17 protein-coding genes and 1 pseudogene are annotated in these 24607 nt (G+C 61.0%); 13 read left to right on the forward strand and 5 right to left on the reverse strand.

The features are described from left to right. Window positions 1-197 precede the first annotated feature (197 nt). The gene (locus tag ACZK2R_RS10750) at window positions 198-2699 is read left to right on the forward strand and encodes a hypothetical protein (RefSeq protein ID WP_197577760.1); all 2502 of its coding nucleotides are present in this window, start codon (window positions 198-200) and stop codon (window positions 2697-2699) included. Between the two features lie 187 nt (window positions 2700-2886). On the opposite strand, the gene ACZK2R_RS10755 is transcribed toward ACZK2R_RS10750, so the two are convergent. Then, a complete protein-coding gene (locus ACZK2R_RS10755; RefSeq protein ID WP_478487994.1) occupies window positions 2887-5880 on the reverse strand; it encodes a Tn3 family transposase in 2994 nt (997 codons plus the stop codon). A gap of 24 nt (window positions 5881-5904) precedes the next feature. Next, entirely contained in the window at window positions 5905-7176 is a 1272-nt protein-coding gene (locus tag ACZK2R_RS10760) for a site-specific integrase (RefSeq protein WP_032967196.1), read from the reverse strand. A gap of 257 nt (window positions 7177-7433) precedes the next feature. Here ACZK2R_RS10760 and ACZK2R_RS10765 point away from each other — a divergent pair, with 257 nt between their 5' ends. From ACZK2R_RS10765 to nudE, 7 genes are all read left to right on the forward strand, one after another. After that, window positions 7434-8918, forward strand: coding sequence for a SulP family inorganic anion transporter (locus ACZK2R_RS10765; protein ID WP_086016262.1), 1485 nt, complete (start codon window positions 7434-7436; stop codon window positions 8916-8918). 10 nt (window positions 8919-8928) lie between these two features. After that, window positions 8929-9819, forward strand: a complete 891-nt coding sequence (locus ACZK2R_RS10770; RefSeq protein WP_046272807.1) for a universal stress protein — start codon at window positions 8929-8931, stop codon at window positions 9817-9819. A gap of 24 nt (window positions 9820-9843) precedes the next feature. Beyond that, window positions 9844-11010 carry a cyclopropane fatty acyl phospholipid synthase gene (cfa, locus tag ACZK2R_RS10775; protein ID WP_005413430.1) on the forward strand — a complete coding sequence of 389 codons (1167 nt, stop codon included), beginning with the start codon at window positions 9844-9846 and terminating at the stop codon, window positions 11008-11010. Between the two features lie 266 nt (window positions 11011-11276). After that, a complete protein-coding gene (locus ACZK2R_RS10780; RefSeq protein WP_046272806.1) occupies window positions 11277-11666 on the forward strand; it encodes a TraR/DksA family transcriptional regulator in 390 nt (129 codons plus the stop codon). Window positions 11667-11735: 69 nt separating this feature from the next. Then, on the forward strand, window positions 11736-13940 hold the full coding sequence (gene pnp / locus ACZK2R_RS10785) for a polyribonucleotide nucleotidyltransferase (protein WP_005413428.1): 2205 nt from the start codon (window positions 11736-11738) through the stop codon (window positions 13938-13940). Next, the gene (gene groL, locus ACZK2R_RS10790) at window positions 13937-15544 is read left to right on the forward strand and encodes a chaperonin GroEL (RefSeq protein WP_005413427.1); all 1608 of its coding nucleotides are present in this window, start codon (window positions 13937-13939) and stop codon (window positions 15542-15544) included. Before pnp ends, groL begins: the two co-directional genes overlap by 4 nt. Beyond that, window positions 15544-16110, forward strand: a complete 567-nt coding sequence (gene nudE, locus ACZK2R_RS10795) for an ADP compounds hydrolase NudE (protein ID WP_032966771.1) — start codon at window positions 15544-15546, stop codon at window positions 16108-16110. Before groL ends, nudE begins: the two co-directional genes overlap by 1 nt. A 134-nt stretch (window positions 16111-16244) precedes the next feature. On the opposite strand, the pseudogene ACZK2R_RS10800 reads toward nudE, so the two are convergent. Then, a pseudogene (locus ACZK2R_RS10800) lies at window positions 16245-16385 on the reverse strand (ISL3 family transposase); the annotation flags it as partial. Window positions 16386-16485: 100 nt separating this feature from the next. Continuing rightward, complete coding sequence (locus ACZK2R_RS10805; protein WP_005413425.1) at window positions 16486-18093, reverse strand: peptide chain release factor 3; 1608 nt, start codon at window positions 18091-18093, stop codon at window positions 16486-16488. A 362-nt stretch (window positions 18094-18455) separates the two neighbouring features. Here ACZK2R_RS10805 and ACZK2R_RS10810 point away from each other — a divergent pair, with 362 nt between their 5' ends. Continuing rightward, entirely contained in the window at window positions 18456-19508 is a 1053-nt protein-coding gene (locus ACZK2R_RS10810) for a DNA-binding protein (RefSeq protein WP_049432850.1), read from the forward strand. A gap of 20 nt (window positions 19509-19528) precedes the next feature. On the opposite strand, the gene ACZK2R_RS10815 is transcribed toward ACZK2R_RS10810, so the two are convergent. Then, window positions 19529-20287, reverse strand: a complete 759-nt coding sequence (locus ACZK2R_RS10815; RefSeq protein WP_234026164.1) for a hypothetical protein — start codon at window positions 20285-20287, stop codon at window positions 19529-19531. A 125-nt stretch (window positions 20288-20412) separates the two neighbouring features. Here ACZK2R_RS10815 and ACZK2R_RS10820 point away from each other — a divergent pair, with 125 nt between their 5' ends. From ACZK2R_RS10820 to ACZK2R_RS10835, 4 genes are all read left to right on the forward strand, one after another. Next, window positions 20413-20763, forward strand: a complete 351-nt coding sequence (locus ACZK2R_RS10820) for a helix-turn-helix domain-containing protein (RefSeq protein ID WP_049432857.1) — start codon at window positions 20413-20415, stop codon at window positions 20761-20763. 174 nt (window positions 20764-20937) lie between these two features. Continuing rightward, complete coding sequence (gene copL, locus ACZK2R_RS10825; protein WP_012480218.1) at window positions 20938-21357, forward strand: transcriptional regulator CopL; 420 nt, start codon at window positions 20938-20940, stop codon at window positions 21355-21357. A 113-nt stretch (window positions 21358-21470) separates the two neighbouring features. Further along, entirely contained in the window at window positions 21471-23339 is a 1869-nt protein-coding gene (locus tag ACZK2R_RS10830; RefSeq protein WP_012480217.1) for a copper resistance system multicopper oxidase, read from the forward strand. Further along, on the forward strand, window positions 23336-24604 hold the full coding sequence (locus ACZK2R_RS10835) for a copper-binding protein CopB (RefSeq protein WP_005413421.1): 1269 nt from the start codon (window positions 23336-23338) through the stop codon (window positions 24602-24604). The genes ACZK2R_RS10830 and ACZK2R_RS10835 overlap by 4 nt, the downstream gene beginning before the upstream one ends. Window positions 24605-24607: the final 3 nt, after the last annotated feature.

Genomic DNA, 24607 nt, shown 5'->3' on the forward strand with positions numbered 1-24607 from the left:
TCGAACTTGTCGATCCATCGGGTGGAATGACTTGGCCATTCATGTGGAAACGCATCCGGGGACGCTGGAGCAGGAGGTTCTCCTTCCACAGTTTCCAGGCTCCTAGAATTCTGGGCAGTCTGACCTAGGCGACAAATTGCTTTGCGCCGTCTTTAATGCCTTGATGCGCGTGCCCCGATCATTGCGGGAAGGGAATCATGAGATTTTTTGAACTTGATGCTGTAGATATCACAGCGCTCAGTGCTGGCGATCTGCGTGAATTGGTTGCCCGTCTTTGCGAAGCGGAGGTAATCCAGCAGGGGCGTCGGCCGAAGAGCGTTATGTGGGGAGGTGCGCAGGAGGCACCTGATGGCGGTTTGGATGTCCGTATTGAGGCTATGGACTTGCCGTCCAACGACGGCTTTGTTCCTCGTGGGATCTGCGGTTTCCAGGTCAAGAAGCATGCTATGGGTGCGGCGGCATGCAGGGACGAGATGTTGGAGGGTGGCACCCCAAAGCTCGTACTTGCAGATCTTGCCGATCGAAATGGTGCCTACATTATCGTTAGTGGCAAGGACGATTGTTCAGACAGCATGTTGGCGAGTCGAGTGCGGGCGATGGAGGCGGTCGCGGAGACCCTTCCTGGAAAAGCGTCTCTGCGCGTTGACTTTTATGGTCGAGATCGATTGGCGACTTGGCTACGGCGGCATCCAAGCGTTGCGCTGTGGGTTCGTGCGCGCCTCGGCCGCCCCTTGTCCGGCTGGAGGCCTTTCGGGAGGTGGGCAGCTACTCCCCCAGCCCAGAACGACGCATTCCTTGTTGATGACCACCCCTGCGTGATTGACGCGAACTCGAGCGCAAAGACTCCTATGCCTGTTTCTGAGGGTATACATCTAGCTCGAGAACGGTTGCGCCGCCGCGGTAGTGCGGTGCGCATCACCGGCCTCTCCGGAGTGGGGAAGACGCGATTCGCGCAGGCCCTGTTTGAGGCGAACGTTGGTGAGGAGGCCTTGTCACCAGCTAGCGCAATCTACGCCGACCTGGGTGAGAACTTGACACCGACGGCATCCGAGCTAGTTTCATACATCGTTGCTAACGATCATGCGGTTCAATTGGTGCTGGACAACTGCCCGCCAGACGTGCATCGGCAGTTGCAGAAGCAGGTCTCCGCAAGTAGCGCGATGCTCAGCCTTCTGACAATCGAGTACGACATCTCGGACGATCGTCCTGAGGAAACCGAAGTGATCCACCTCGAGCCGTGCAGCGAGGAGACGGTCTCGATGCTGATCCAGCGGCGGCACCCAGACATCGGGAAGTTGAACGCGGGCAAAATCGCCGAATTTTCCGGCGGCAATTCGCGCATCGCGATCGCGCTGGCCAGCCGGGTAGATGCAGATGAGACGTTGACAAACTTCTCCGACGAGGACCTTTTCCATAGGTTGTTCAGTCAACGAAAAGGAGCGTCCAATGAACTTCTGGAATGCGCTGAAGCGCTATCGCTCGTCTATTCCTTCAATGTCTCCTCGTCCGAGTTCAATGATGAGCTTGGCGTCCTAAGTGCCATCGTTGGCCTCGATCGTCGTGGTCTGCATCGGGCTCAGGCTGAGTTGATGCGTCGTCAGCTCGCGCAGAGTCGTGGTGAGTGGAGAGCAGTTCTTCCTCATGCACTTGCCAATCGTTTGGCGAAGCGTGCGCTGGAGAACATCCCTGTCGATGCAATCAATGCCGAGCTGCTAAAGCCAGAGAACCTCCGACTTTTCGTCTCATGTGCGCATCGACTGGGATACCTGCACGATTTCGAGCCTGCGGTTCGGATGGCAAATAGTTGGGTGAGCCCCGGCGGACCGCTGCATGATATTGGATCGTGTAACGAAGGCACGCTGTCTGCATTGCTATACATAGCGCCGGTATTCCCGGAGACCGTGCTGCAGCTGATCGAGAACGCCGCAACCAAGCCAGGCTTTGCCTCGCGCGAGAACCGAAACTTCAGGTTGTTCGTGCGCCTGCTGCACCAGCTAGCTTACGACGACGATAAGTTTGATCGTGCTGCGACGGTCATGCTGAAGTTCTCCGAGGGCGAGAAGTCAGGTGAGAACAGGGACAGCATAGTTGGACAGATGCGGCATCTGTTCTCGTTGCACCTGTCAGGTACGCTGGCGCGACCAGAACGGCGGTGTGCGTTTGTCAGCAAGCTACTCGAGTCGGGCACCGAGAGGCATCGCGAGATCGCAGCCGAGCTGTTCCATGCTGCGTTCGAAGCGACGCACTGGACGTCTTTCTCTGCGTTCGACTTCGGTGCACGTAGACGTGATGCTGGCTGGCAGCCGCGAACGCGTGCCGAAGAGCTCGAGTGGTATATCGGCTTCTTGAACTTGCTGCGACCGGTGCTGACATGTGATGACTTGACTCTTCGCGACTGGGCGCGCTCACTTCTGGCAGGTCATTTCCGGGAACTATGGACGTTTGCGGGCTGTTTTGATGATCTCGAGGAGATAGTCAGAAGTCATGCTTCGAAAGGGGAATGGCCGCAGATGTGGGTCTCGGTAAAGAAGACGCTTGGCTTCGATGGCGACTCAGCTCATCCTGATCTACTGGCTCGGCTGGAGTCACTTTCGCGCGTTGCGGCACCATCCGACCTCTATTCTGAGATCGAGGCCTATGTGCTGTCCAATACTTGGGATCACATCGAGAGTAGGGGGGGGGCAAGTAGCCTTCAGTGACGAGATGATCAAAGAGAAGGTCATCTCTCTTGGTGAGATGGCCGCAGCAGAGCTAGGTTGCTTAGAGCGATTGGGTCCAGGGCTTTGGTCGATGGTCGGCAGGGAATCATTACGTACAGGGCCAAAAGCTGCCTAAGCGACTGAATTTCAAGGTTGATTGCTCGTCTCTCGGGCAGGCTCTCCCCATCTATGGGGTCTGTTCAAGCACCTTGGCTGTGTAGCTCAGCGGCGCCACTTCCCTTTCAAGATCCAGGTGGTAATCGCCGAAGCGATTGATGTGGCTGGTCCGATAAGGCGACAGGCCGGCCAGGATCTCGGGCGTCAGTTCAATCCCCTCCTTCCTCATCTCGGCCAAGGTCCGGCTCATGCCTTCCACGTTGTGGAGGATGATCATGTTGGCCACCAGCTGGCTGTACTTGATGATCTTGCGCTGCTCGTGTTGGACGTTCTCAGCAATGATCCCCTGGCTGCCAAAGAACACCCATTTCACGAAGCCGTTGTATTCCTCGCTCTTGTTGGTCGCAGCATGGATCGTTTTGCGGATCTCGTTGTCATCAATGTAGCGCAGCAAGAACAGCGTTCGGACGGCCTTGCCAAGTTCTCGGAATGCGAAGTACAGCTTGTTCTTCCGGCTGTAGGTGCCCAGCCGGCGCAGGATCGAGGACGCGGTGATCTTGCCCAATCGGATTGAGATCACCACCCGCAGCATGTCGTGGAGATGGGTGGCGATCAGTTGCCAGTCGATGCTGTCCCCGAACAGTGCCTGGATGTTCTTATAAGCCCTACCCGGTTCGGGCCGAAAGAATGTCAGGTCCTTGATGTTCCGGATCCGGGGCATCAGCTGGATGCCCAGCATGTGGGCCAGGCCGAAGACCGGGTAGCTTTGGGCCTGCGTGTCGCCATGGACGATCTCAGGCTGGATGTCGGAAGTGTTGGCCAACAGACCGTCGAGGATGTAGATGCCCTCGTGCACGCCACAGGGAATGAAGTGGCTGAAGAGCGCCACGTATTTATCGGACACATGGTAGTAGCCGATGCCACCGTAGCCGCCGTAGCGGATGTGATACTCCGACAGCAGGTTGTCCTCGTAGACGCTCCACTTCGTGCCATCAGCTGATGCGCTCTTGCCGCTGCCCCAATAGCCAGGCAGGTCGAATTTGTTGTAGGTATTGATGACCTCCACGATGGCCTTCTCAAGCACATCCTCGGTCACGTATTTCAGGTTTAGCCAAGCGACTTGGCGCCGGCTGAAGCCCTTGATCGACCGCGCCGTCTGCGTCGGCCCCAGGTTGCAGCCATAGCAAAATAGCGTGGTGATCACACGTCGGGGCAGATCTTCGACCTGGCTCTCGGTGCCGGCGATCGGGCGGAAGAAACGGTGCAGATCCAGCCATTGGCTGGCATCGATCAGGACATCGACGATGCTGGATTCTGGAAGCCGTTCGGCGATGAGGCGATCCACGGTGGTAATCGCGCTGGAGACTTCGGCGCGTTGCCCCCTCCGCAGCACCAGGCGCCCATCCAGGATGTCCGCATGTACGTTCTCCGGGAAACGCGCGTCGACCTCATCGGCCAGGGAGGTCAGTTGTGCACGTAATCCCGCCACGAAAGACTCGGCGTCGGTGGGCAGGCCTGACACCTGGCCGTAGGCTTCCAGTTCCTGGGCCAAGGTGGCTTCATCGACCAGCTGCTCACGGTAGTCATCAAACCGTTCGCTGCTGGGAATGAAGAGATCTCCGGACTTCAGTTCGTCCTTGACCTGCACCAGCACGGCCAGCTCGAAGTACTTACGGTGCATCCAGCCGGCGCCGGCTGCACTGGCCCGCTTGCCGAACACGTGCTGACGCCAGAGCTTGGACATCCAGTCAAAGTCCTTTTCCGGGTCCAAACCGAGGGAGGCGACCTCGATCAGCTCACGGCGCTGGTTGCGCAGCGAGAGCACCGCTGCGATCAGCGGCTCCATGCCGGCGTCGTGGCTGGTCGCCCGAAGTTTCATCAGCTCCAGCCCATTGAACAGCAGCGGCCTGACCGCGCCATAGGGCTGCAGCATGAATGGCAGGTAGTTCTTCCCGGCGTAGGCCATATGTTCTTCGCATTCGGCCAGCAAGGTCGACACTTCCGCTTCCAGGCTGTTGTCGATGGCATCCACGCGCTGACTATCGCTGCCGTCGAGCTGATAGGCCTGTAGGATTTCCTTGAGCTGGCCGATGAGGAAGTCGGCCCGTTTGGCATGTTCGAGCTGGTAGGCCAGCAATTTCTGCTGGGCCGTGTTCTCCAGCCCGCGCACCTGCTTGATGAACAACTCGGCTGCATCATCCAGTGTCTTGGCATGCTGGGCGCGAATGAAGATGGTGGCCAGCGCATAGCGCTTGTCCGGAGCCAGTTCGGCCAGCTCGCTGGCGTCATAGGCCCGAGCCATCGCACGGAACTGCTTGAGCTTGGGCACCGGCACATCAATGGGAGGCAGCTGGTCGGCCAACTGCTGCAGCATGCGGATGTGCTGCAGATAGAACCGAACTTCCTTGTTGGTGGGCCGGCCGGGCTCGCGCTTGAGTGATTGCCAGCCGGTGAACCTGGACCCTTCCGGTGCGCGCAGCAGTTCGTCGATGAGCGTGCGCGTGGCAGGCGTCAGTGCGTGGCTGATGCTGCGGTAGTAGCCCAGATTGACCCGCTCACGGGCGCCGATGGCGGCCAGCTCCAGAGTGCGGAAACCGGGCAGTTCGTAGCGATGGTGCACCAGCTCTTCGAGCAGGACGTTCACGATGTCCGGGATGGTGTGCTTGGTCTGGGCTGCTCCGGTGGCCACGGTGTCCAGCCAAGCCAAGCCCGATTTATCCAGGGGACGTACCCCGATGAATTGCCGAAGCTGCGGCATATGCCGGCGCTGGCTGCCGGAAGCGTCGTAGCGTTCGAGCTGGTCGGTGTCCAATACGCGCCCGAGTCGGGCGGCCTTGGCGATGTGCTTCCGGATCCGCTCGGGTACGTCGGCCAACACCGTGAAGTAGCCCAAGCGTTGGAAGAGCTTGAGATGAATCAGTACCGCCAGCTGCGGACCCGGCTGGGTGGTCAGCTGCTTGGCGAATGCAATCTCAGCGGCGGTCGGGGTATAGATCTCCTCCAGTTCCTTGGCGGTGGGATCAGGCTTCAGTCGCGGGTAGGCGGTCTCGTGAAGGGTAGCCATTGGATCCGGAGGGTGTGAGGGGGATCAGTCCCAGTGCCGGCCGTCGTCTGTACTGAGCGACGCTTCCAGGAAGCACTGGTGCGTATCGGCCATGCGGTGCATGTCATCGAGCAACGTGGCCAGGATTTCATCCAGATCCCGGTCGGGATCGGTGGGAACAGTCAACCGGTACTCGCTGCTGGCGGTGTTCAGCCGCACCGCTTGGAACGGGGCCAAGCAGATCTCTTCGATTCTGCCCCGGGCCTTGGCCGCGCCGCGGCCGGCGCGGGCAAACGGGGTCAGCACCATGCGTAGGAGCAGCTGCAGGGCAGATTTGACCTCGGGCGCCGGCAGCGCCATCGCCGGAGCTGGCGCGGTTGGGCTGGGCAGGCTCGCTTCAATGCGATCCCGGGCGAACGGGTCACGCCCGTCCAGGTAACGCATGGCCGACTGAACATCGCGCCAGCCCACGTACTCCATCAACGCCTTCATGTCCCAGCCCTGATCGTTGGCCCAACTAGCAAAGCCGCGGCGCAGCGAATGGCTGCTGTGGAGCCCCGCATCGGCAAAGCCGGCACTGGCCAGCAACTCGCGCAGCAGGCGCACCAAACTGTTGGGATGGAGCCCTTCGGCACTTACGTGGCCCCACTGGTTGATTGCCCGAAACACCGGCCCGTCTTGCACGTTTGCCGCCTGCAGCCACACTTGGGTCGCCTCTACCGGACACAGCCGCGACAACGCCGGCACCTTATGGGTAACGCCGGCCGCTTGGCGATCGCCCTTGCTGCGCGGCAGGAAGCAGGTCATCCCCTGTCCCGGCACCAGCGTGAGATGGGCCACTTCCAGACGCAGCAGTTCATCGCCACGGAAGCCACGCCAGAATCCGAGCAGCACCAACGCGCGATCCCGCTGATGGCGAAGCGCCGCCGCCCCGTCGCCCCGGGCATGGGCCGCAGCAATCGCTGCGGCCAGCCAGTCATCGAGCTCGACCAGCCGCCGGATCTGCAGTGGCGCAGCCTGCTTGACCCGGGTCGGGTGGAGGGTCTGAATCCCTTTAAGTACCTTGCGCACCAGTGGCGAGCGGGTGGGATCCACAAATCCGTGATCCCGATGCCAAAAAGCGATCGCCGCCAGGCGATGCCGCAGCGTGCTGGTGGCCAGGGTCTGCGCGTAGGTGGCCAAGTACCGCGCCACACTGTCTGGGGTGGCCGGAAGGTGTCCTTGCCACTCGACCTCAAAGTGCCGTAACGCCGAAGCGTAGCTGCGCACAGTGTTCTCGCGGGTGGCGGCATCAATGTACTGATCGAGGATAGTCACCTGGCCCAGAACACGCACGTTTCAAAGGTGGCCGGCCAATCGTCCATCATTCGACGCAACTATGCAGATTGTGCTAGGCTCTCCAGCCAGCGGCCGCAAACAACAGCGGACCCAACTCTACTCCCGAGCCAGTGCCCATAGTGATTACGCCGCCCTAAATCCTGTCATCGGATCAAGCCCGCAAGCGGGCTTAGGGTTGTTATTTCGTAAATCACACTGTTGGCCCGACGACCAGTCGGGACTAGGGATATTCTGTTTTGACTACGCTTACTCGACTGCGCCAGGACTGGCTCGGCAATATTCGTGGCGACTTGCTTGCCGGCATAGTTGTTGCGCTCGCTCTAATTCCTGAGGCCATTGCGTTCTCAATTATTGCCGGGCTTGATCCCCAGGTGGGCCTCTACGCCTCATTCTGCATTGCAGTGGTTATCGCCTTTACCGGCGGTCGTCCGGGAATGATCTCGGCAGCTACCGGGGCCATGGCGCTGCTGATGGTTGGCTTGGTGAAGGAGCACGGACTGCAGTATTTGTTGGCAGCGACGCTCCTAACCGGGATGCTGCAGATCTTGGCTGGCACGTTTAGGCTCGGGGCGTTGATGCGTTTCGTCTCGCGCTCGGTCATCACCGGTTTTGTCAATGCGCTGGCGATCCTGATTTTCCTGGCGCAGCTCCCCGAGCTAACCAACGTCCCTTGGACCGTTTATGCGATGGTCGCCGCAGGGTTGGCCATCATCTATCTGTTGCCACGCGTGACCAAGGTCATTCCCTCGCCGCTGGTGGCCATCGTGGTCCTGACGATAGTCGCGCTCCTGCTCAAGCTTGATATCCGCACCGTGGGGGACATGGGCGAACTACCCGACAGCTTGCCGGTGTTCTTGTTGCCTGATGTTCCCTTGAATCTAGAGACACTGAAGATCATTTTCCCGGTTTCCGCCACATTGGCGGTCGTGGGCCTGCTGGAATCGATGATGACTGCAAAGATCGTCGATGATCTGACCGATACGCCGAGCAACAAAAACCGCGAAGCGGTCGGTCAGGGCATAGCCAACATCGCATCCGGCTTTGTTGGCGGCATGGCCGGTTGCGCCATGATTGGCCAGTCTGTCATCAACGTTAAGTCCGGCGGTCGTGGTCGCCTCTCATCACTGGCCGCGGGCGTATTCCTATTGTTGATGGTGGTATTTGCAGGCCCTTGGGTAAAGCTGATTCCCATGGCGGCGCTGGTCGCTGTAATGATCATGGTCTCCATTGGCACTTTCAACTGGGGTTCACTGGCGGCACTTAAGGCAAATCCCAAGACTTCTAGTGTGGTGATGATCGCCACAGTTATCGTGACGGTGTCCACCCATGATCTGGCAAAGGGCGTTTTGATCGGCGTACTGCTCTCGGGGCTGTTCTTTGCTCGCAAGGTAGGCCAGGTGCTTCATATCGGCTCCACTTCTGAAGAAGGTGGGCGTCTGCGGTGCTACACCGTGACCGGGCAGGTTTTCTTTGCCTCGGCTGACCAGTTCATTGCTAGCTTCGATTTCCGCGAGGCTTTGGAGCGCGTTCAAATTGACGTGGGCCGTGCCCACTTCTGGGATCTCAGCGCGGTGGGCGCACTGGACACGGTTGTGGTGAAGTTCAGGCGTGAAGGTACTGAGGTCGAAATCCTAGGAATGAACGAAGCCAGTGCGACGCTGGTGGATCGCTTGGGCGTCCACGACAAGCCCGACGCCGTCGAGCGGCTGATGGGCCACTGAGGAAGCAACCATGACAGACAAGATTGGACACTCCCATATAGATCACAGCGGCAGTGTATTGGCCGCCACCGACGCATCCGCTTACAGCGAGAGCGTGGCGCATTACGCCGCTTGGGCAGCGCACAGACTGGAAGCCCCGCTGGAATACCTTCATGTGCTTGACCGCCATCCGGAAGCGGCCAGTACCGCGGACTTCAGTGGGAACCTCGGAGCGGATGCCCAGCCCAGGTTGCTGGAAGGGCTCGCCTTGCTGGACGAGACCCGCAGCAAGCTGGGCCAAGAACGAGGCCGCCTAGTGCTGCAACAGGCCAAGGGGATTGCGGCCGCTTTCCATGGCATCGAGGCGGAGACGCGGATGCGGCATGGGTCCTTGGTGGACACCCTCATCGAGTTGGAAGGCGATGCACGCCTGTTTGTCCTTGGCAAGCGTGGCGAGCATGCGGATTTCGCCAAGGGACACCTGGGCAGCCAACTGGAACGCGTGGTACGTGCAGTCCATCGCCCATTGCTGGTGGCGTCGCGCAGCTACACGGAAATCGAACGCGTGCTGATCGCGTTCGATGGGAGCGCCACGACCCGCAAGGGCGTGGAAATGGTGGCGGCCAGCCCGTTGTTCAGTGGACTCGATATCCGTGTGCTCACCGTCGGAGCGACCAATGCCACAAACGAAGCCGCATTGCGCTGGGCGCTGGACACGCTGGCCGCGGCCGGATTGTCTGCGGCCGGCGCGGTGCGACCGGGCGAAGCGGAAGAGGTGATCGGCCATTACATCCGTGACGAGCATGTGGATCTGCTGGTCATGGGGGCCTATGGCCACTCGCGTATCCGCCAGCTGATTGTCGGCAGCACCACCACCACGATGCTGCGCACCTGCCGCGTCCCGGTGCTCCTTCTCCGTTGACGCCAACCACCGGCAGTAAGTCAAATGACCGAAGCATCAACCAAGCATAAATCCACTGAAACAATCAATCGAAACCACCTCCATCGAATGATGGACGAACTGCTGGAGATCGCTGATGTTCGACTGGGCGGTGATCGCCCATGGGATATCCGGTTGCTGGTCGATGGCGTCCCGGAGCGCGTATTTGCACAGGGCAATCTCGGCCTTGGGGAAAGTTACATGAACGGCGCATGGGAGTGCGATCGGCTGGACGAACTGTTCGATCGCATCCTGCGTGCGCGGCTCGATCGCCACGTCAAACCGTTGCGGCTCATGTTTCATTCGCTACGGGCCAAGCTGCTGAATCGGCAGACATCGCGACAGGCCTGGGAAGTCGGCGAGGCCCATTACGACCTCGGGAATGATTTCTACACGGCAATGCTGGACCCGCGCATGACCTACACCTGCGGCTACTGGGCCGATGCGAAGAACCTGGCGGAGGCGCAGGAAGCCAAGCTCGACATGATCTGCCACAAGTTGCGCCTGGAGCCCGGCATGCGGGTGCTCGACATCGGTTGTGGCTGGGGCAGCTTCATGGCGTACGCCGCCGAGCACTACGGCGTTGAGTGCGTGGGGGTGACGGTTTCGAAGGAGCAGACCGCATGGGCGACGGAGCGTTATGCCGACCTGCCACTGGAGTTCCGGCTGCAGGACTACCGCTCCATCAACGAGCGCTTCGATCGCATCGCCAGCGTCGGCATGTTCGAGCATGTGGGTCGCAAGAACCATCGCAGCTACATGGAAGTAGCTCATCGCTGCCTGGCCGATGACGGCCTGTTCCTGCTTCACACCATCGGCAAGAACCGGCGCAAGTCCACTACCGACCCGTGGATCGATCGCTACATTTTCCCGAACGGCGAGTTGCCGTCGATTGGCCAGATCGGTGATGCTTGCGACGAGCTCTTCGTCGTCGAGGATCTGCACAACTTCGGCGCCGACTACGACAACACATTGATGGCGTGGCATGCCAACTTCGAGCAGGCATGGCCTCATTTCGAGGACGAACTGGGGCAACGGTTCCATCGGATGTGGCGCTACTACCTGTTGTCCTGCGCCGGTGCATTCCGCGCCCGCGACCTGCAACTGTGGCAGTGGGTGCTGTCCAAGGATGGGGTTCGTGGCGGCTATCAGCGCCCAGAAGGCCCGAGGTAATCCCCCGTCGTTTGACGGGGGACTTGACATGCTATGATTTAGTGAAATTCACGATACAACACCCCTCCGCCTGTCTCGTCGATCTTGAGGATGGCCTCAAGCTCTACTAGGTGATGTGGTTTCCGCACAATGGGGTGCGGTTCAGAGGGTCAAGACGAGGCTCTCTCATGACCACTCCAATCTAACGCTCACTTCTTGGCCGCGGGCGCAATGCCCGCTTCCGGATGCCGCTCCCGGCATACCGCCTACCAAGATGAGGAGTCACCATGTCCGTACACGTTCAAAGTCTGGACGAATTCTTCAGCATGCTCGTAGAGGAGCAGCGGGACATTCGCATCACCCTCGCCGGTTTGGAAGACGCGGGCCAACCCGTCGCCCTCGATCAGACCACGCAAGGCCGCGTCAGCAGGATCGACGCCATCTCCCAGCAGCACATGGCCAAGGCGGGCAGCAGTCGCCTGATGATCCAGTTGGATCGGATCAAGGCGGCGCTGGATCGCTACGAATCGGGGCGCTACGGCATTTGCTGCCGATGTGAACTCGAAATCGGGCATGGCCGTTTGATGGCCGATCCCGCCGCGCCTTTTTGCCTGGAGTGCACCGAGGAACTGGCCGAGGCGAAACAGCACAACATGCGCCGAAACGCCGGTCGCTGAGTCCGCGCGGCACCCATTGGGCCGCCTCTGCGGTGGTCGGCATATCCTTGTTGATGAAAGGAAAACATAATGAATCTGATGACGAATGCACCGGCTAAATTACCGGTCGTGAAGCGCTGCGCCTTCGGGGCGCATGAACTCACCCTCGAAACCGGCGAGATCGCCAAGCAGGCGTCCGGCGCGGTCATAGTCCGCATGGGCGATACGGTGGTGCTGGTAACCGCGGTCGGCAGCAAGCGCGCGAAAGATGGACTCGACTTCTTCCCGCTCACCGTCGAGTACCGGGAGCGCTTCTACGCAGGCGGTCGTATCCCCGGTGGTTTCTTCAAGCGCGAGGGTCGCCCGACCGAAAAGGAAATCCTGACCTCGCGCCTGATCGACCGGCCGGTAAGACCACTGTTTCCCGATCAGTTCCGCCACGAGGTCCAGGTCATTGCGACCGTGCTGTCCGTCGATCCGTTGATCGATCCCGATATTCCAGCCATGGTCGGCGCCTCCGCCGCGCTGCGCTTGTCGGGGTTGCCGTTCAAGGGGCCGATTGGAGCGGTCCGCATCGGCCGCCACGGCGACAGTTTTCTGGTCAACCCGACCACCGAAGAGCTCAAGGCCTCCGACCTCAATCTGGTCGTCGCCGGCACCCGGCACGGCGTGTTGATGGTCGAGTCCGAAGCCAACGTGCTCTCGGAGGAGATCATGCTGGCGGCGGTGTCGCTTGGCCACCACGCCATGCAGCCCGTGATCGAAGCGATCGAGGAACTCGCCCAAGAAGCGAAGGTGACCAAGTGGGAGTGGAGCCATCCACCACGCGACCTGGCCCTGGCCGATACGGTGCGCACACAGATTGGAAACAACCTCAACAGCGCCTTGCTGATCACCGACCGGATCGCACGCAAGAAACGAGTGCAGGCGATCAGAAATGAAGTGTTGATTGCGCTAGCTGCACCGACGACCTCGGCAACGGGTTGGGAGGTCGCCCAAGTCCGCGCGGAGCTGGACGACCTCGAGTACACCGCTGTGCGCCGCATGGTGCTGCAGGATCGGCGTCGGCTGGACGGTCGCGGTCTCGAAGACGTACGTCCGATCTCGATCCAACTCGGCGTGCTGCCGCGCACTCATGGCTCGGCGGTGTTCACACGCGGCGAAACCCAAGCCATCGTGACCACCACGCTCGGCACTACGCGTGACGGCCAGGTCATCGATGCCGTCACCGGCGAGTACAAGGAACACTTCCTTTTCCACTACAACTTCCCGCCTTACTGCGTCGGCGAGACGGGTCCGATGATCGGCCCAAAGCGACGCGAAATCGGCCACGGCCGTCTGGCCAAGCGTGGCGTCGCCGCGATCATGCCGTCGATGGAAGCATTCCCTTACACCATTCGAATAGTGTCGGAGATCACCGAGTCCAATGGTTCTTCCTCGATGGCTTCAGTGTGCGGCAGCTCGCTGGCCCTGATGGCTGCGGGCGTTCCGGTCAAGGGGCCTGTGACAGGCATCGCCATGGGCCTGGTCAAGGAAGGCGATCGGTTCGCGGTGCTGTCCGACATCCTGGGTGACGAGGACCACCTGGGCGATATGGATTTCAAGGTCGCCGGCACTATCGACGGTATCTCGGCCCTGCAGATGGACATCAAGATCGACGGCGTGACCGCCGAGATCATGGAGGTGGCATTGGCGCAGGCGCGAGAAGGGCGACTGCACATCCTTCGGGAGATGGCCAAGGCCATCCAGGCCCCGCGCGAGCAGATGTCGGAGTTCGCACCGCGCCTGCTGACGATCAAGATCCATCCGGACAAGATCCGCGAGGTGATCGGCAAGGGCGGGGCCACCATCCAGGCGCTCACCAAGGAAACTGGCACGCAGATCGATATCCGGGACGACGGCACGATCGTGATCGCTTCGACCAGCGGCGGAGCCGCCGACACGGCGCGCAGGCGTATCGAACAGATCACGGCCGAAATCGAACCGGGTCGGGTCTACGAAGGTAAGGTGGCAAAGGTGCTTGACTTCGGCGCGTTCGTCACCATCGCGCCGGGCAAGGTCGGACTGGTGCACGTCTCGCAGATTTCTGACGAGCGAGTGGAAAACCCGAATTCCGTTCTGTCGGAAGGGGATGTGGTGAAGGTCAAGGTCCTGGAAGTGGACATGCAGGGTCGGGTTCGGCTTTCGATGAAGGCGGTGGACGGAACGAAAGTGTTGCTGCCGGAGTCGGCGTATGCCGGGGGTTCTGGCGGCTCCCCTCCGGCATGCGTTTTTATTGCGGAGGAACGGTCATGACGCACAGAGAGATCCTTTTCGATAATGATGCGCGGCTGCGCCTGCTGCGCGGCGTCAACATTCTCGCCAATGCCGTCAAGGCCACCCTGGGCCCGAAGGGCCGCAACGTCGTGCTCGAAAAGAGCTTCGGCGCCCCGACCATCACCAAGGACGGCGTGTCTGTCGCCAAGGAAATCGAACTGGCTGACAAGTTCGAGAACATGGGCGCGCAGATGGTGAAGGAAGTTGCTTCCCGCACCAACGATGACGCCGGCGACGGCACCACCACCGCCACCGTGCTGGCCCAGGCCCTGATCCGCGAAGGCGCCAAGGCCGTTGCTGCCGGCATGAACCCGATGGACCTCAAGCGCGGTATCGACAAGGCCGTGATCGCCGCCGTCGCCGAGCTGAAGAACATCTCCAAGCCGACCACCGACGACAAGGCGATCGCCCAGGTCGGTACGATCTCGGCCAACTCCGACGAATCGATCGGCAACATCATCGCCGAAGCGATGCGCCGCGTGACCAAGGAAGGCGTGATCACCGTTGAAGAAGGCTCGGGCCTGGAAAACGAGCTGGACGTCGTCGAAGGCATGCAGTTCGACCGCGGCTACCTGTCCCCGTACTTCATCAACAACCAGCAGTCGCAGACCGCTGACCTGGACGATCCGTACGTGCTGCTGCACGACAAGAAGATCTCCAACGTGCGCGACCTGCTGCCCGTGCTGGAAGGCGTGGCCAAGTCCGGCAAGCCGCTGCTGATCATCGCCGAAGACATCGAAGGCGAAGCGCTGGCGACTCTGGTGGTCAACACCATCCGTGGCATCGTCAAGGTCGTGGCCGTCAAGGCACCGGGCTTCGGCGACCGTCGCAAGGCGATGCTGGAAGACATGGCCGTGCTGACCGGCGGCACCGTGATCTCCGAGGAAATCGGTCTGTCGCTCGAAAAGGCGACGATCAAGGACCTGGGCCGCGCCAAGAAGGTGCAGGTCTCCAAGGAAAACACCACGATCATCGATGGCGCCGGCGAGAAGGCCAACATCGAATCGCGTGTCACCCAGATCAAGACCCAGATCGAAGACACCTCGTCGGATTACGACCGCGAGAAGCTGCAGGAGCGCGTTGCCAAGCTGGCCGGCGGCGTGGCGGTGATCAAGGTCGGTGCGTCGACCGAGATCGAGATGAAGGCAAAGAAGGCCCGCGTCGAAGACGCCCTGCACGCCACGCGTGCGGCGGTGGAAGAAGGCATCGTCCCGGGCGGCGGCGTCGCGCTGCTGCGCGCCAAGGCCGCGATTGCAGGCCTGAAGGGCGCCAACGAAGACCAGAACCACGGCATCCAGATCGCCCTGCGCGCGATGGAAGCACCGCTGCGCGAGATCGTCGCCAACGCCGGTGAAGAGCCATCGGTCGTGGTCAACAAAGTCAAGGAAGGCAGCGGCAATTTCGGCTACAACGCCCAGACCGGCGAATACGGCGACATGGTCGCGTTCGGCATCCTCGATCCGACCAAGGTCACCCGCTTGGCCTTGGAGAATGCGGCCGCTGCTGCCCGCATGTTCCTCAGCAGCGGCGTCGCGATTGCCGAAGCAGAACCGCCGGGCGCGGTGCAATCGGAAGACGGCTGATGTCCCGCCTCAACACGATCCTGCGCCTACCGGTCATCCATCGGGCTGATGCGACCGAGCTCGGCCCGTATTGCCTGGAACAGGTGCATCTCGAATTCGCGAACGGGGAGCGACGGCTCTACGAGCGGCTCCACACCCGCTCACCTGGAAGCGTCATCATCGCCGCGATGCCCGATCCGCACACGGTACTTTTGATTCGCGAGTACGCGGTGGGCACCCATCGATACGAACTTGGCCTGCCCAAGGGACGTATGGACCCCGGCGAGTCGATTCTCGAGGCCGCCAATCGCGAGCTGAAGGAAGAGGTCGGAATGGGCGCCAAGGTTATGCGCTATCTGCGGCCACTGACCTTGGCCCCCACCTACATGAGCAACGCCATCCATCTGGTACTGGCGGAGGACCTGTACCCGGAGCGCTTGCCGGGGGACGAACCCGAAGAGCTCGAGGTGGTCCCTTGGCAGCTCGATCGCCTCCACGAATTGGCCCTGCGCGAGGACTGCTCTGAAGCGTGCTCGATCGCGTCGCTGTTCATCGTGCGCGAGGTGATGCGGGAGCGTGGGGGTTAGACGTCCGGCATCAATGCCTATCGAGCACGCGGTCGACGTCCGCGCCGATCAATTGCCGATTCGACCGGAGGTGAGGGGTTCATGAACGTGATGGTTTCCCCTGCGCTGCACGCGACCCACGGCTTGGGAGTGTCGCAGTGCTCGCAGTACATCGTCCGCGCCGATGGCTTGAGGTAGATCGTGACGGTCCGGCTGTCATCCTCAGGCCACGCCACGCGCTCTACCCGATAGCCTTCCCGGCCATCCAGCTTTTCGATCGTCTTCCGGTCCAGCATGGCTGCATCCTCGAATCTAGGAAATCAGGCCTCAAGGGCACCGTTGGTCAGCCGAGGCTCCACGGTAATCCGCAAAGAACCATTTTTACACGGACAACCCCTAGTCCGCGCGACCCACGGCTTGGGAGTGCTCGCGTGTGGCTGTGAAGCAAATCTTCGGTGCACGTTCCTGCGCCATCTGCAGGTTGACGCGACTGGGTGCCAGGTAGACCAGGGCTCCGGAAGCATCGAGCGCAAGATGGGTTGCCGCCTTCTCACGGAACTCTTCGAGATCGGAATCGCTCTCAGCCTGGATCCAGCGCGCAGTGTGGATCTGGACCGGTTCGAAACTCGCTTCCACGCCGTACTCGTCCTTTAACCGATAGGCCACCACCTCGAACTGCAGGGTTCCGATTGCCCCGAGGATCAGGTCGTTGGACAACAGTGGCCGGAAAAACTGCGTGGCTCCCTCTTCAGACAACTGGGTCAGACCCTTTTGCAAATGCTTGAGACGCAACGGGTCCCGCAGGCGGATGCGCCGGAACAGCTCGGGGGCAAAGCTCGGTATGCCGGTGAACTGCAACGGATCGCCGACGGTGAACGTGTCGGCGATGGCGATCGTGCCGTGGTTATGAATGCCAATGACGTCGCCCGGGTAGGCGTGCTCGGCCAACTCACGCTCGGACGCCATGAACGTCAAGGCATCGCCAAGCCGCATCTCCTTGCCCGTGCGGACATGGAGTGCCTTGATGCCGTGCTGATAGCTGCCGGAGCACACGCGCAGGAAGGCGACGCGGTCGCGATGCAATGGATCCATATTGGCCTGGATCTTGAACACGAAGCCACTGAAAGCCGGCTCCTCTGGCGAAACCTTCCTCAGGGATGCGTCGCGTGGCTTGGGTGCCGGCGCATGCGTGACGAAGAAGTCGAGCAGCAACTGGACACCAAAGTTGTTCACCGCCGAGCCGAAGAATACCGGAGTCTGCAGACCTGCCAAATACAGTTCGCGATCGAAGGGATGAGACGCGCCCTGAACCAGGGCCAGCTCCTCCCGGACCTCATCGAGGAGCTGCGCTCCGACGCGCTTGACCAGTGCAGGATCCTCTATGGATGGGAAGATCGTCGAATCCTGTCGCGTGAAGTTCTTGCCAGTTTCGAACAGGTGGACCTCGCCGGTCATCAGATGGATCACGCCCTTGAGCCTCGATCCCATGCCGATCGGCCAGGTGATCGGTGCGCAGGGGATGTCGAGGACGCGCTCGACCTCGTCCAGCAGTTCGACCGGCGACTTGCCTTCGCGGTCGAGCTTGTTGATGAAGGTCATGATCGGCGTGTCCCGCAGCCGACAGACCTCCATCAGCTTGATCGTGCGCTCTTCCACGCCCTTGGCGCAGTCGATGACCATCAGCGCCGAATCGACCGCGGTCAGCACACGGTAGGTGTCCTCGGAGAAGTCGGCATGCCCCGGCGTATCGAGCAGGTTGACGATGCGGCCATCGTAGGGGAACTGCATCACCGACGAGGTGACCGAAATGCCGCGTTCCTTCTCCAGCGTCATCCAGTCGGACGTGGCGTGCTTGGCTGACTTCCGGGACTTGACGCTACCGGCCTGGCGAATGGCGCCGCCAAACAACAGAAACTTCTCGGTCAGGGTGGTTTTCCCGGCATCCGGGTGCGAAATGATGGCAAACGTGCGGCGGCGCGCGGCCTCCGCGGTATGGGTCGGCATAAGACTCCCTCAAGCGCTGTGCGCTGTAACCACGTCTTGACGATCTAGGCCCAGGCTGGGTCTAGGGCGGCATTGGCGTGGTCGTGGGAGAAGAATGGGCCATTCGCGCTCAATTTTAACCCAGCACGAGGCCCCTCTGGATGGCCTGGTCGATAGAGGTGCCATAGGCGTCTGCAGGGGCGTCTCCTCTCGGACCGTTTCGTACGTGCCACCGGTGAAATCTGGAGCAAAAAGACGATCAGGCGGGATAATTCAATATTATCCCGTATAACTATTTTCGCCGACGAGCGGTCGTCTACCTGCTTTAATAGTATGTAATTACATGGTATGTAATACATTACGAAATAAAGTGAGGTGGCACGATGGCGCGCGCAGGACTCTATAAGAGTGACGTCCAGAAGGCGCGCGACGCGCTGCTGGCCCAACGCAAGAAGCCGTCAGTCGACGCGGTGCGAGTGGCCTTGGGCAACACGGGCTCCAAGACCACGATCCACCGCTACTTGCGTGAACTGGAAGGAGAGGAAGGCGGCGGTCCGGCGAGGACGGTAGCCGTTAGTGATGCTTTGCAGGACTTGGTTGCGCGCTTGGCCTCGCGGCTCCAGGAGGAAGCAGAGTCCATCCTCACCCAGGAGCGTGAGCGCCATCAGGCTGAGCTCCACAGTCGGCAACAGGCGCTTTCCGGTGCCCAAGAGGAGGCTGCCGCCTTGAGCAGTCGGCTGCAGCGCACCGAAGCAAGCCTGCACCAAGAGCAAGCTGCTCACGCCCTCCTTCAACAGAATCTAGGTGACAGGATCGCGGAAATCGCCCAGTTGAACGAGCGCATCGCTGGCATGACGGTGCGGCTGGCTGATCATGAGGCGCATACGCGTTCTCTGGAGGACAAGCATGCCCATGCCCGGGAAGCGCTTGAGCACTACCGCACTTCAACCAAAGAGCAGCGTGAGCAAGAGCTTCGCCGTCACGAGCATCAGGTCCAAGAGCTGCAAGTAGCCTTACGTCAGGCCAATGAAGCCTTGGGCGCGAAGAATCAGGAGCTGTTGGTGCTGAACCGCGACAATGGTCAATGGCTGGAGCGCCACGGGCGGATTGAGCGTGAGCTTGCCCAGCTACGACAGGCCCACGAAGGCCAACACAGCGAGGTCGTGGCGTTGCGCCAGACCGCGACGGACTATTTGGCACTGCAGGAGCGCTGGAAGACTGACGCCAAGACCTTGGATACCATGCGCAACGAGCTAGCTCAAGTTCAAGACACCCTTGCGCGGGAGCGTGAGCGCCGCGAGAGCGCTGAAGCCGATGCGTTGCGTGCCAATGCACGTCTTGAAGCGCTAGAGCCTCTACTGAATCAACTGACGCCAGCACAAAATGCGGTGAAGAAAACTAGGCGCGGCCATGCGCAAGATGGGGGAGCCGACTGACGAGGCTGCTCGTTTGTCTGCTAGCGGCTGGGGTGGCGCTCACCTGTCCAGTACGCCCATTCCATAGGGACGACCCAATCTACAAACAGTTTGGCTACTGAGGACTCCGGTGCCAAATGATAGGGATTGAACATGCCTTGCTCGGGCGAACTGGTCATCAGGTAGCGCAGGCGCTTCTGGACCTCCTGAAAGATGGCTTCCCGCACATGGGCGCTGTCGTGCACGCCAAGACGCATCGCCACCGAGGCACCTTGGCGTACCGCCGCCCAGCAGCAGTAACGCCACCGCGCGATCGGCAAGCCCCGCGGTCCGGATTGAAAGACGAACCCCACATCACGTGCCCAGCCTGGGTCGAAGTGATGTTTGAGCAATTGCTGCTCCAGAAACTGCTCGGTCTCCCAGAGTGCAAGTTCATCCCACAGCTCCAGTTTCGCGTCCGCCAAGTCTACATCGTGTGCCATATCGCCGAGTTGGTCTTCCAGCACCGGGAGCAGGTGCCTGCGCTCGTGGGTAGACCAGGCGAAAGCCCATTGCAGATCTTCGATGGGCGTGACCTCGGCATCGGGGCGGATCTGCCATCGATCGGCTGGCCAGGGAACTTGGATCAAGGCCAAGTCTCGCAGCGTGTCCAGCACCAGCAAGGTGGAGCGGCGTGTGGGCGCCACCGGTAGGCGTCGTAGCTGCGCGGCTAACAGTGCGGCTAGGAAAAGGGTGCCACGAAGGCCCAACTCCTCGATGCTGGCGACCCCAGATGGCGTCATTGACGAGGTTCCGGGCATGCGGTTTCCGGGGATGAGGGAGCGGCGTGGCTCCTGGGGGGGGGGGGGCGGCGCTACCGGTGTCGCCGGTTGCCTCAAAGCTAAGAATATCTTAGTATGCAAGGCTGGGTACATCCGCCATCCTTATGGGGTCTCCATGGGGTGCGCGCGTGACTTTGTCCGTCGACTCAACACCGACCTTCGCTCGACGCCTCAAACAAGCCCGCCTGCACACGGGTTTGTCGCAGAAGGAGTTGGGCATCCGGGCCGGTCTGGATCCTCACGTGGCCAGCCCCCGAATCAACCAGTACGAGCGTGGCAAGCACGAGCCCATGCTGGAGATTGCTGAGTGGTTGGCCCAAGCGTTGGGGATCCCCGCCGCCTTCCTTTACACCGACGATGATCTGCTGGCCAAGCTGCTCCTGCGCTGGGGCTCGCTAAGCAAGCAGCAGAAGCGCGAGTTGGTGAAGCTGATCGAGGCCACGCCCGAGAAGTAAACCGAACAAGCGCTCGCCCTATGGGCAACTCTTCGCCTCAACCCGCCCTTTGGGCGCTTCTGGAGGGAGCTGCAGTGTCCGCGGCTAGTGCGACTGACAAGTCGCGACATCTCAGGCTTACTTGAGATTTTGTTCACGACCGATACACACGCGCCTTGTCTAAAGTGATATACCATGTCGCCCGTGTCAGCCTCCTCACTTCTACTGCGACTGTTCCTGATCGCCATGCTCGTGCTTAACGGCGCGTGGTCGGCGTTTGCGTCCGTCAGTATGAACCCGGTCATGGAAGAGCAGGCCAGCGAAGTGGCTGCCGCGGTGCAAGTCGACGAAGACTGCTTCGCCCATCACAGTGCTGAGCATCATCCCGATGCCACATCGATTGAAAAGGCTGGCACTGGGCATGGCGACCATGCCGGTCCCGACTGTTGCAAGTCTTCTGCGTGCCGGTGCGCCTGCGTACACGCTTGCGCGAGCGCACTTCCTGCGCGCCTGCATGTTTCGGTGCAACTGGCCTTGGGCCTGGATGTCATGCCGCTGCCCCTAGGGCATGCGGCACCTGCCTTGCCTCATCTGATCCGACCACCGATCGGCTAAGCGTCCCTAGGCGCCGCAATGGCGCCGTTGGTGTGGCTTGCATGCCTGTTTAGGCCAGCCGCCCGCTCTGTACCACCGCCCGCCGGTGGCAACACGACGCTTGGAGCATTTTCATGTCGCATGATGATTTTCGTGGTCCACGCGGTGGACCGCTGCTGCCTTCGCGGCGGCGATTTGTCCAAGGCTTGGCCTTGGGAGGCGCAGTCGCAGGATTAGGTTTCTGGCCCAAAGCCAGTTGGGCGCTCAAGGGGCCGGGACAACCCAACGTACTATCGGGCACTGAGTTTGACCTGACCATTGGCGAGACGCCGATGAACTTCACCGGCAAGACCCGCACCGCGATCACGGTCAACGGGTCCGTTCCGGCGCCGTTGCTGCGGTGGCGGGAAGGCACCACGGTCAACTTGCGCGTCTCTAATGCATTGCCCGCTAACTCCATCCATGGCGCGGACACCTCCATCCATTGGCACGGCATCATTTTGCCGGCCAACATGGACGGCGTGCCGGGTCTGAGCTTTGACGGTATCGGACGTGGTGAGACCTACCACTACCGGTTCACCCTGCATCAGGGCGGAACCTACTGGTACCACAGCCACTCAGGGTTCCAGGAACAAGCCGGGCTCTATGGCCCGATCGTCATCGACCCATTGGAGCCGGAGCCCTTCAGTTTCGATCGCGACTACGTCGTGATGCTGAGCGATTGGACAGACCTGGACCCGACGGCCCTGTTCGATCGTTTGAAGAAGATGCCGGGCCATGACAATTACTACAAGCGCACGGTCGGCGATTTTGCGCGCGATGTGAAGCGCAACGGCCTGTCGGCCACGTTGGAAGATCGCAAGATGTGGGGCGTGATGCGGATGACGCCCACGGACCTGTCCGACGTCAACGCCAACACCTACACCTACCTGATGAACGGCACGACCTCACTGGGCAACTGGACCGGTTTGTTCCGCAGTGGCGAGAAGGTGCGCCTGCGTTTCATCAATGGCTCTGCCATGACGTACTTCGATGTGCGTATTCCGGGGCTGAAGATGACCGTGGTGGCGGCAGATGGCTTGTATGTCCATCCGGTTTCCGTCGACGAGTTCCGCATCGCGGTAGCAGAAACCTTCGATGTGATCGTGGAGCCCTCCGGGCAGGACGCATTCACCATCTTTGCCCAAGACTCCGGTCGCACCGGCTACATCAGCGGCACGCTCGCTGTGCGCGAAGGATTACGCGCGCCCGTTCCGTCTGTGGATCCCCGGCCGCTGCTGACGATGGCAGACATGGGCATGGATCATGGGTCGATGGATATGTCTGGCGGCAGCAAGGGCATGGAAGGCGGCTGTGGTGCGGCCATGGGCATGCCTGGCATGACCCCACCTGTCAGCGGTAACGCGACCTCGGCCCATGCAGGCCATGCGATGCCCGCCGCCGGCGATGGTGCCATGGCAGGCATGCAGCACGGGGGCATGCAATCACACCCTGCTAGCGAGACCAACAATCCCCTGTTGGACAACCAAGCCATGAGTGTGAGTTCGCGCTTGGATGATCCGGGCAATGGCCTGCGCGATAACGGCCGTCATGTGCTGACGTATTCCATGCTCAAGAGCACCTTTGAAGACCCTGACGGACGCGACCCCGGTCGCGAGATCGAGCTGCATCTGACCGGACACATGGAGAAATTCTCCTGGGGCTTCAACGGTCAGAAGTTTTCCGATGTCGAGCCGCTGCGGCTGAACTACGGCGAGCGTATGCGCATCGTATTGGTTAACGACACGATGATGACCCATCCCATCCATTTGCACGGCATGTGGAGTGACGTGGAGGACGACAACGGCAACTTCATGGTGCGCAAGCACACGGTGGATATGCCGCCAGGTAGCCGACGCACGTATCGCGTGCGTGCCGATGCGTTGGGCAGCTGGGCGTTCCATTGCCACCTGCTTTATCACATGGAAGCCGGAATGATGCGCACGGTGAGGGTCGACGAATGAACATCAATAGACGCGATACCACCCTGACTGCGCTGACGGCTATCTCGCTGGCCCTGGCCAATGCGGCCAGCGCCCAATCTATGCAGCACGGCTCCATGCAGATGGAGCAGGGCGCGCAGACCCAGACTCAGGATCACTCTGCACATCAGGCACCGACATCAAAACCTGCGCCAGCCCAAAAGCCTGCAACACCGGCCAAGACGAGCGAAGCGACGATCGATCATGCGGCGATGGGCCACGCCGAGCCGCAGGCTAACGCAGCCGAGCCTGCCATGCAGGGCATGGACCATTCGCAGATGGGGCACGGCTCGCCCGCGAGCACACCTGCGGCGCCCACAGCGCAGGCGCAGTCGATGCAGGGCATGGATCACAGTCAGATGGCACAGCCCGCTGCAGCCGACACCTCCGGCACGGCCACGCCTGCGATGCAGGGGATGGACCATTCGCAGATGGGCCATGATTCGCCCGCGCCCGCTACACCAGAAGCGGGAATGCAATCGATGGAGGGCATGGACCACAGTCAGATGGGACACGGGCCTGCAGCGCCAACGCAGCCGCGCACCCCGATTCCCGCGGTGACGGACGCGGATCGCAAGGCGGCCATCGCGCCGGAACACGCGCATCCGGTGCATGACAACTCGATCAAGAGCTACGTGCTGCTCAATCGCCTGGAAACCTGGGATGCCGATCCGGGCACCGGGCTGGGCTGGGAGGGCCAGGGCTGGATCGGTACGGACCTCAATCGCGTCTGGCTCCGCAGTGAAGGCGAACGCACGGATGGTCAGACCGAGTCGGCTGATCTGGAAGTGCTTTACGGCCGCAGTATCTCCACGTGGTGGGATGTGGTGGCCGGTGTGCGTCATGACTTCAAGCCTGGGGCATCGCAGAACTTCGCCGCTATCGGTGTACAGGGCTTGGCGCCGATGAAGTTCGAAGTGTCCGCCACAGCCTATCTCGGCGAAGGGGGCCAGACTGCCGCCAATGTCGAGGCCGAGTACGAATTGCTGCTAACCAACCGGCTGATCTTGCAGCCGCTGGTGGAAGTCACCGCCTATGGCAAGAACGATCCATTGCGCGGGATAGGTTCGGGTCTGAGTGCCGCTGAGGCGGGGCTACGACTTCGCTATGAGTTCACCCGAAAGTTCGCTCCCTACATCGGCGTGGTGTACGAGCGCGCGTTTGGCAATACCGCAGACATGCGACGCGAGCATGGCGAGTCCTTTGAAGACACGCGCTTGGTCATCGGCCTTCGTACCTGGTTCTAAGGG

Source organism: Stenotrophomonas sp. 96582_Sma (assembly GCF_056480905.1).

Coding starts and splice junctions, on each gene's coding strand:
- ACZK2R_RS10750 (WP_197577760.1), top strand. CDS start 198: ATGAGATTTTTTGAACTTGATGCTGTAGATATCACAGCGCTCAGTGCT.
- ACZK2R_RS10755 (WP_478487994.1), bottom strand. CDS start 5,880: ATGGCTACCCTTCACGAGACCGCCTACCCGCGACTGAAGCCTGATCCC.
- ACZK2R_RS10770 (WP_046272807.1), top strand. CDS start 8,929: ATGACAGACAAGATTGGACACTCCCATATAGATCACAGCGGCAGTGTA.
- cfa (WP_005413430.1), top strand. CDS start 9,844: ATGACCGAAGCATCAACCAAGCATAAATCCACTGAAACAATCAATCGA.
- ACZK2R_RS10780 (WP_046272806.1), top strand. CDS start 11,277: ATGTCCGTACACGTTCAAAGTCTGGACGAATTCTTCAGCATGCTCGTA.
- pnp (WP_005413428.1), top strand. CDS start 11,736: ATGAATCTGATGACGAATGCACCGGCTAAATTACCGGTCGTGAAGCGC.
- groL (WP_005413427.1), top strand. CDS start 13,937: ATGACGCACAGAGAGATCCTTTTCGATAATGATGCGCGGCTGCGCCTG.
- nudE (WP_032966771.1), top strand. CDS start 15,544: ATGTCCCGCCTCAACACGATCCTGCGCCTACCGGTCATCCATCGGGCT.
- ACZK2R_RS10805 (WP_005413425.1), bottom strand. CDS start 18,093: ATGCCGACCCATACCGCGGAGGCCGCGCGCCGCCGCACGTTTGCCATC.
- ACZK2R_RS10810 (WP_049432850.1), top strand. CDS start 18,456: ATGGCGCGCGCAGGACTCTATAAGAGTGACGTCCAGAAGGCGCGCGAC.
- ACZK2R_RS10815 (WP_234026164.1), bottom strand. CDS start 20,287: ATGCCCGGAACCTCGTCAATGACGCCATCTGGGGTCGCCAGCATCGAG.
- ACZK2R_RS10820 (WP_049432857.1), top strand. CDS start 20,413: ATGGGGTCTCCATGGGGTGCGCGCGTGACTTTGTCCGTCGACTCAACA.
- copL (WP_012480218.1), top strand. CDS start 20,938: ATGTCGCCCGTGTCAGCCTCCTCACTTCTACTGCGACTGTTCCTGATC.
- ACZK2R_RS10830 (WP_012480217.1), top strand. CDS start 21,471: ATGTCGCATGATGATTTTCGTGGTCCACGCGGTGGACCGCTGCTGCCT.
- ACZK2R_RS10835 (WP_005413421.1), top strand. CDS start 23,336: ATGAACATCAATAGACGCGATACCACCCTGACTGCGCTGACGGCTATC.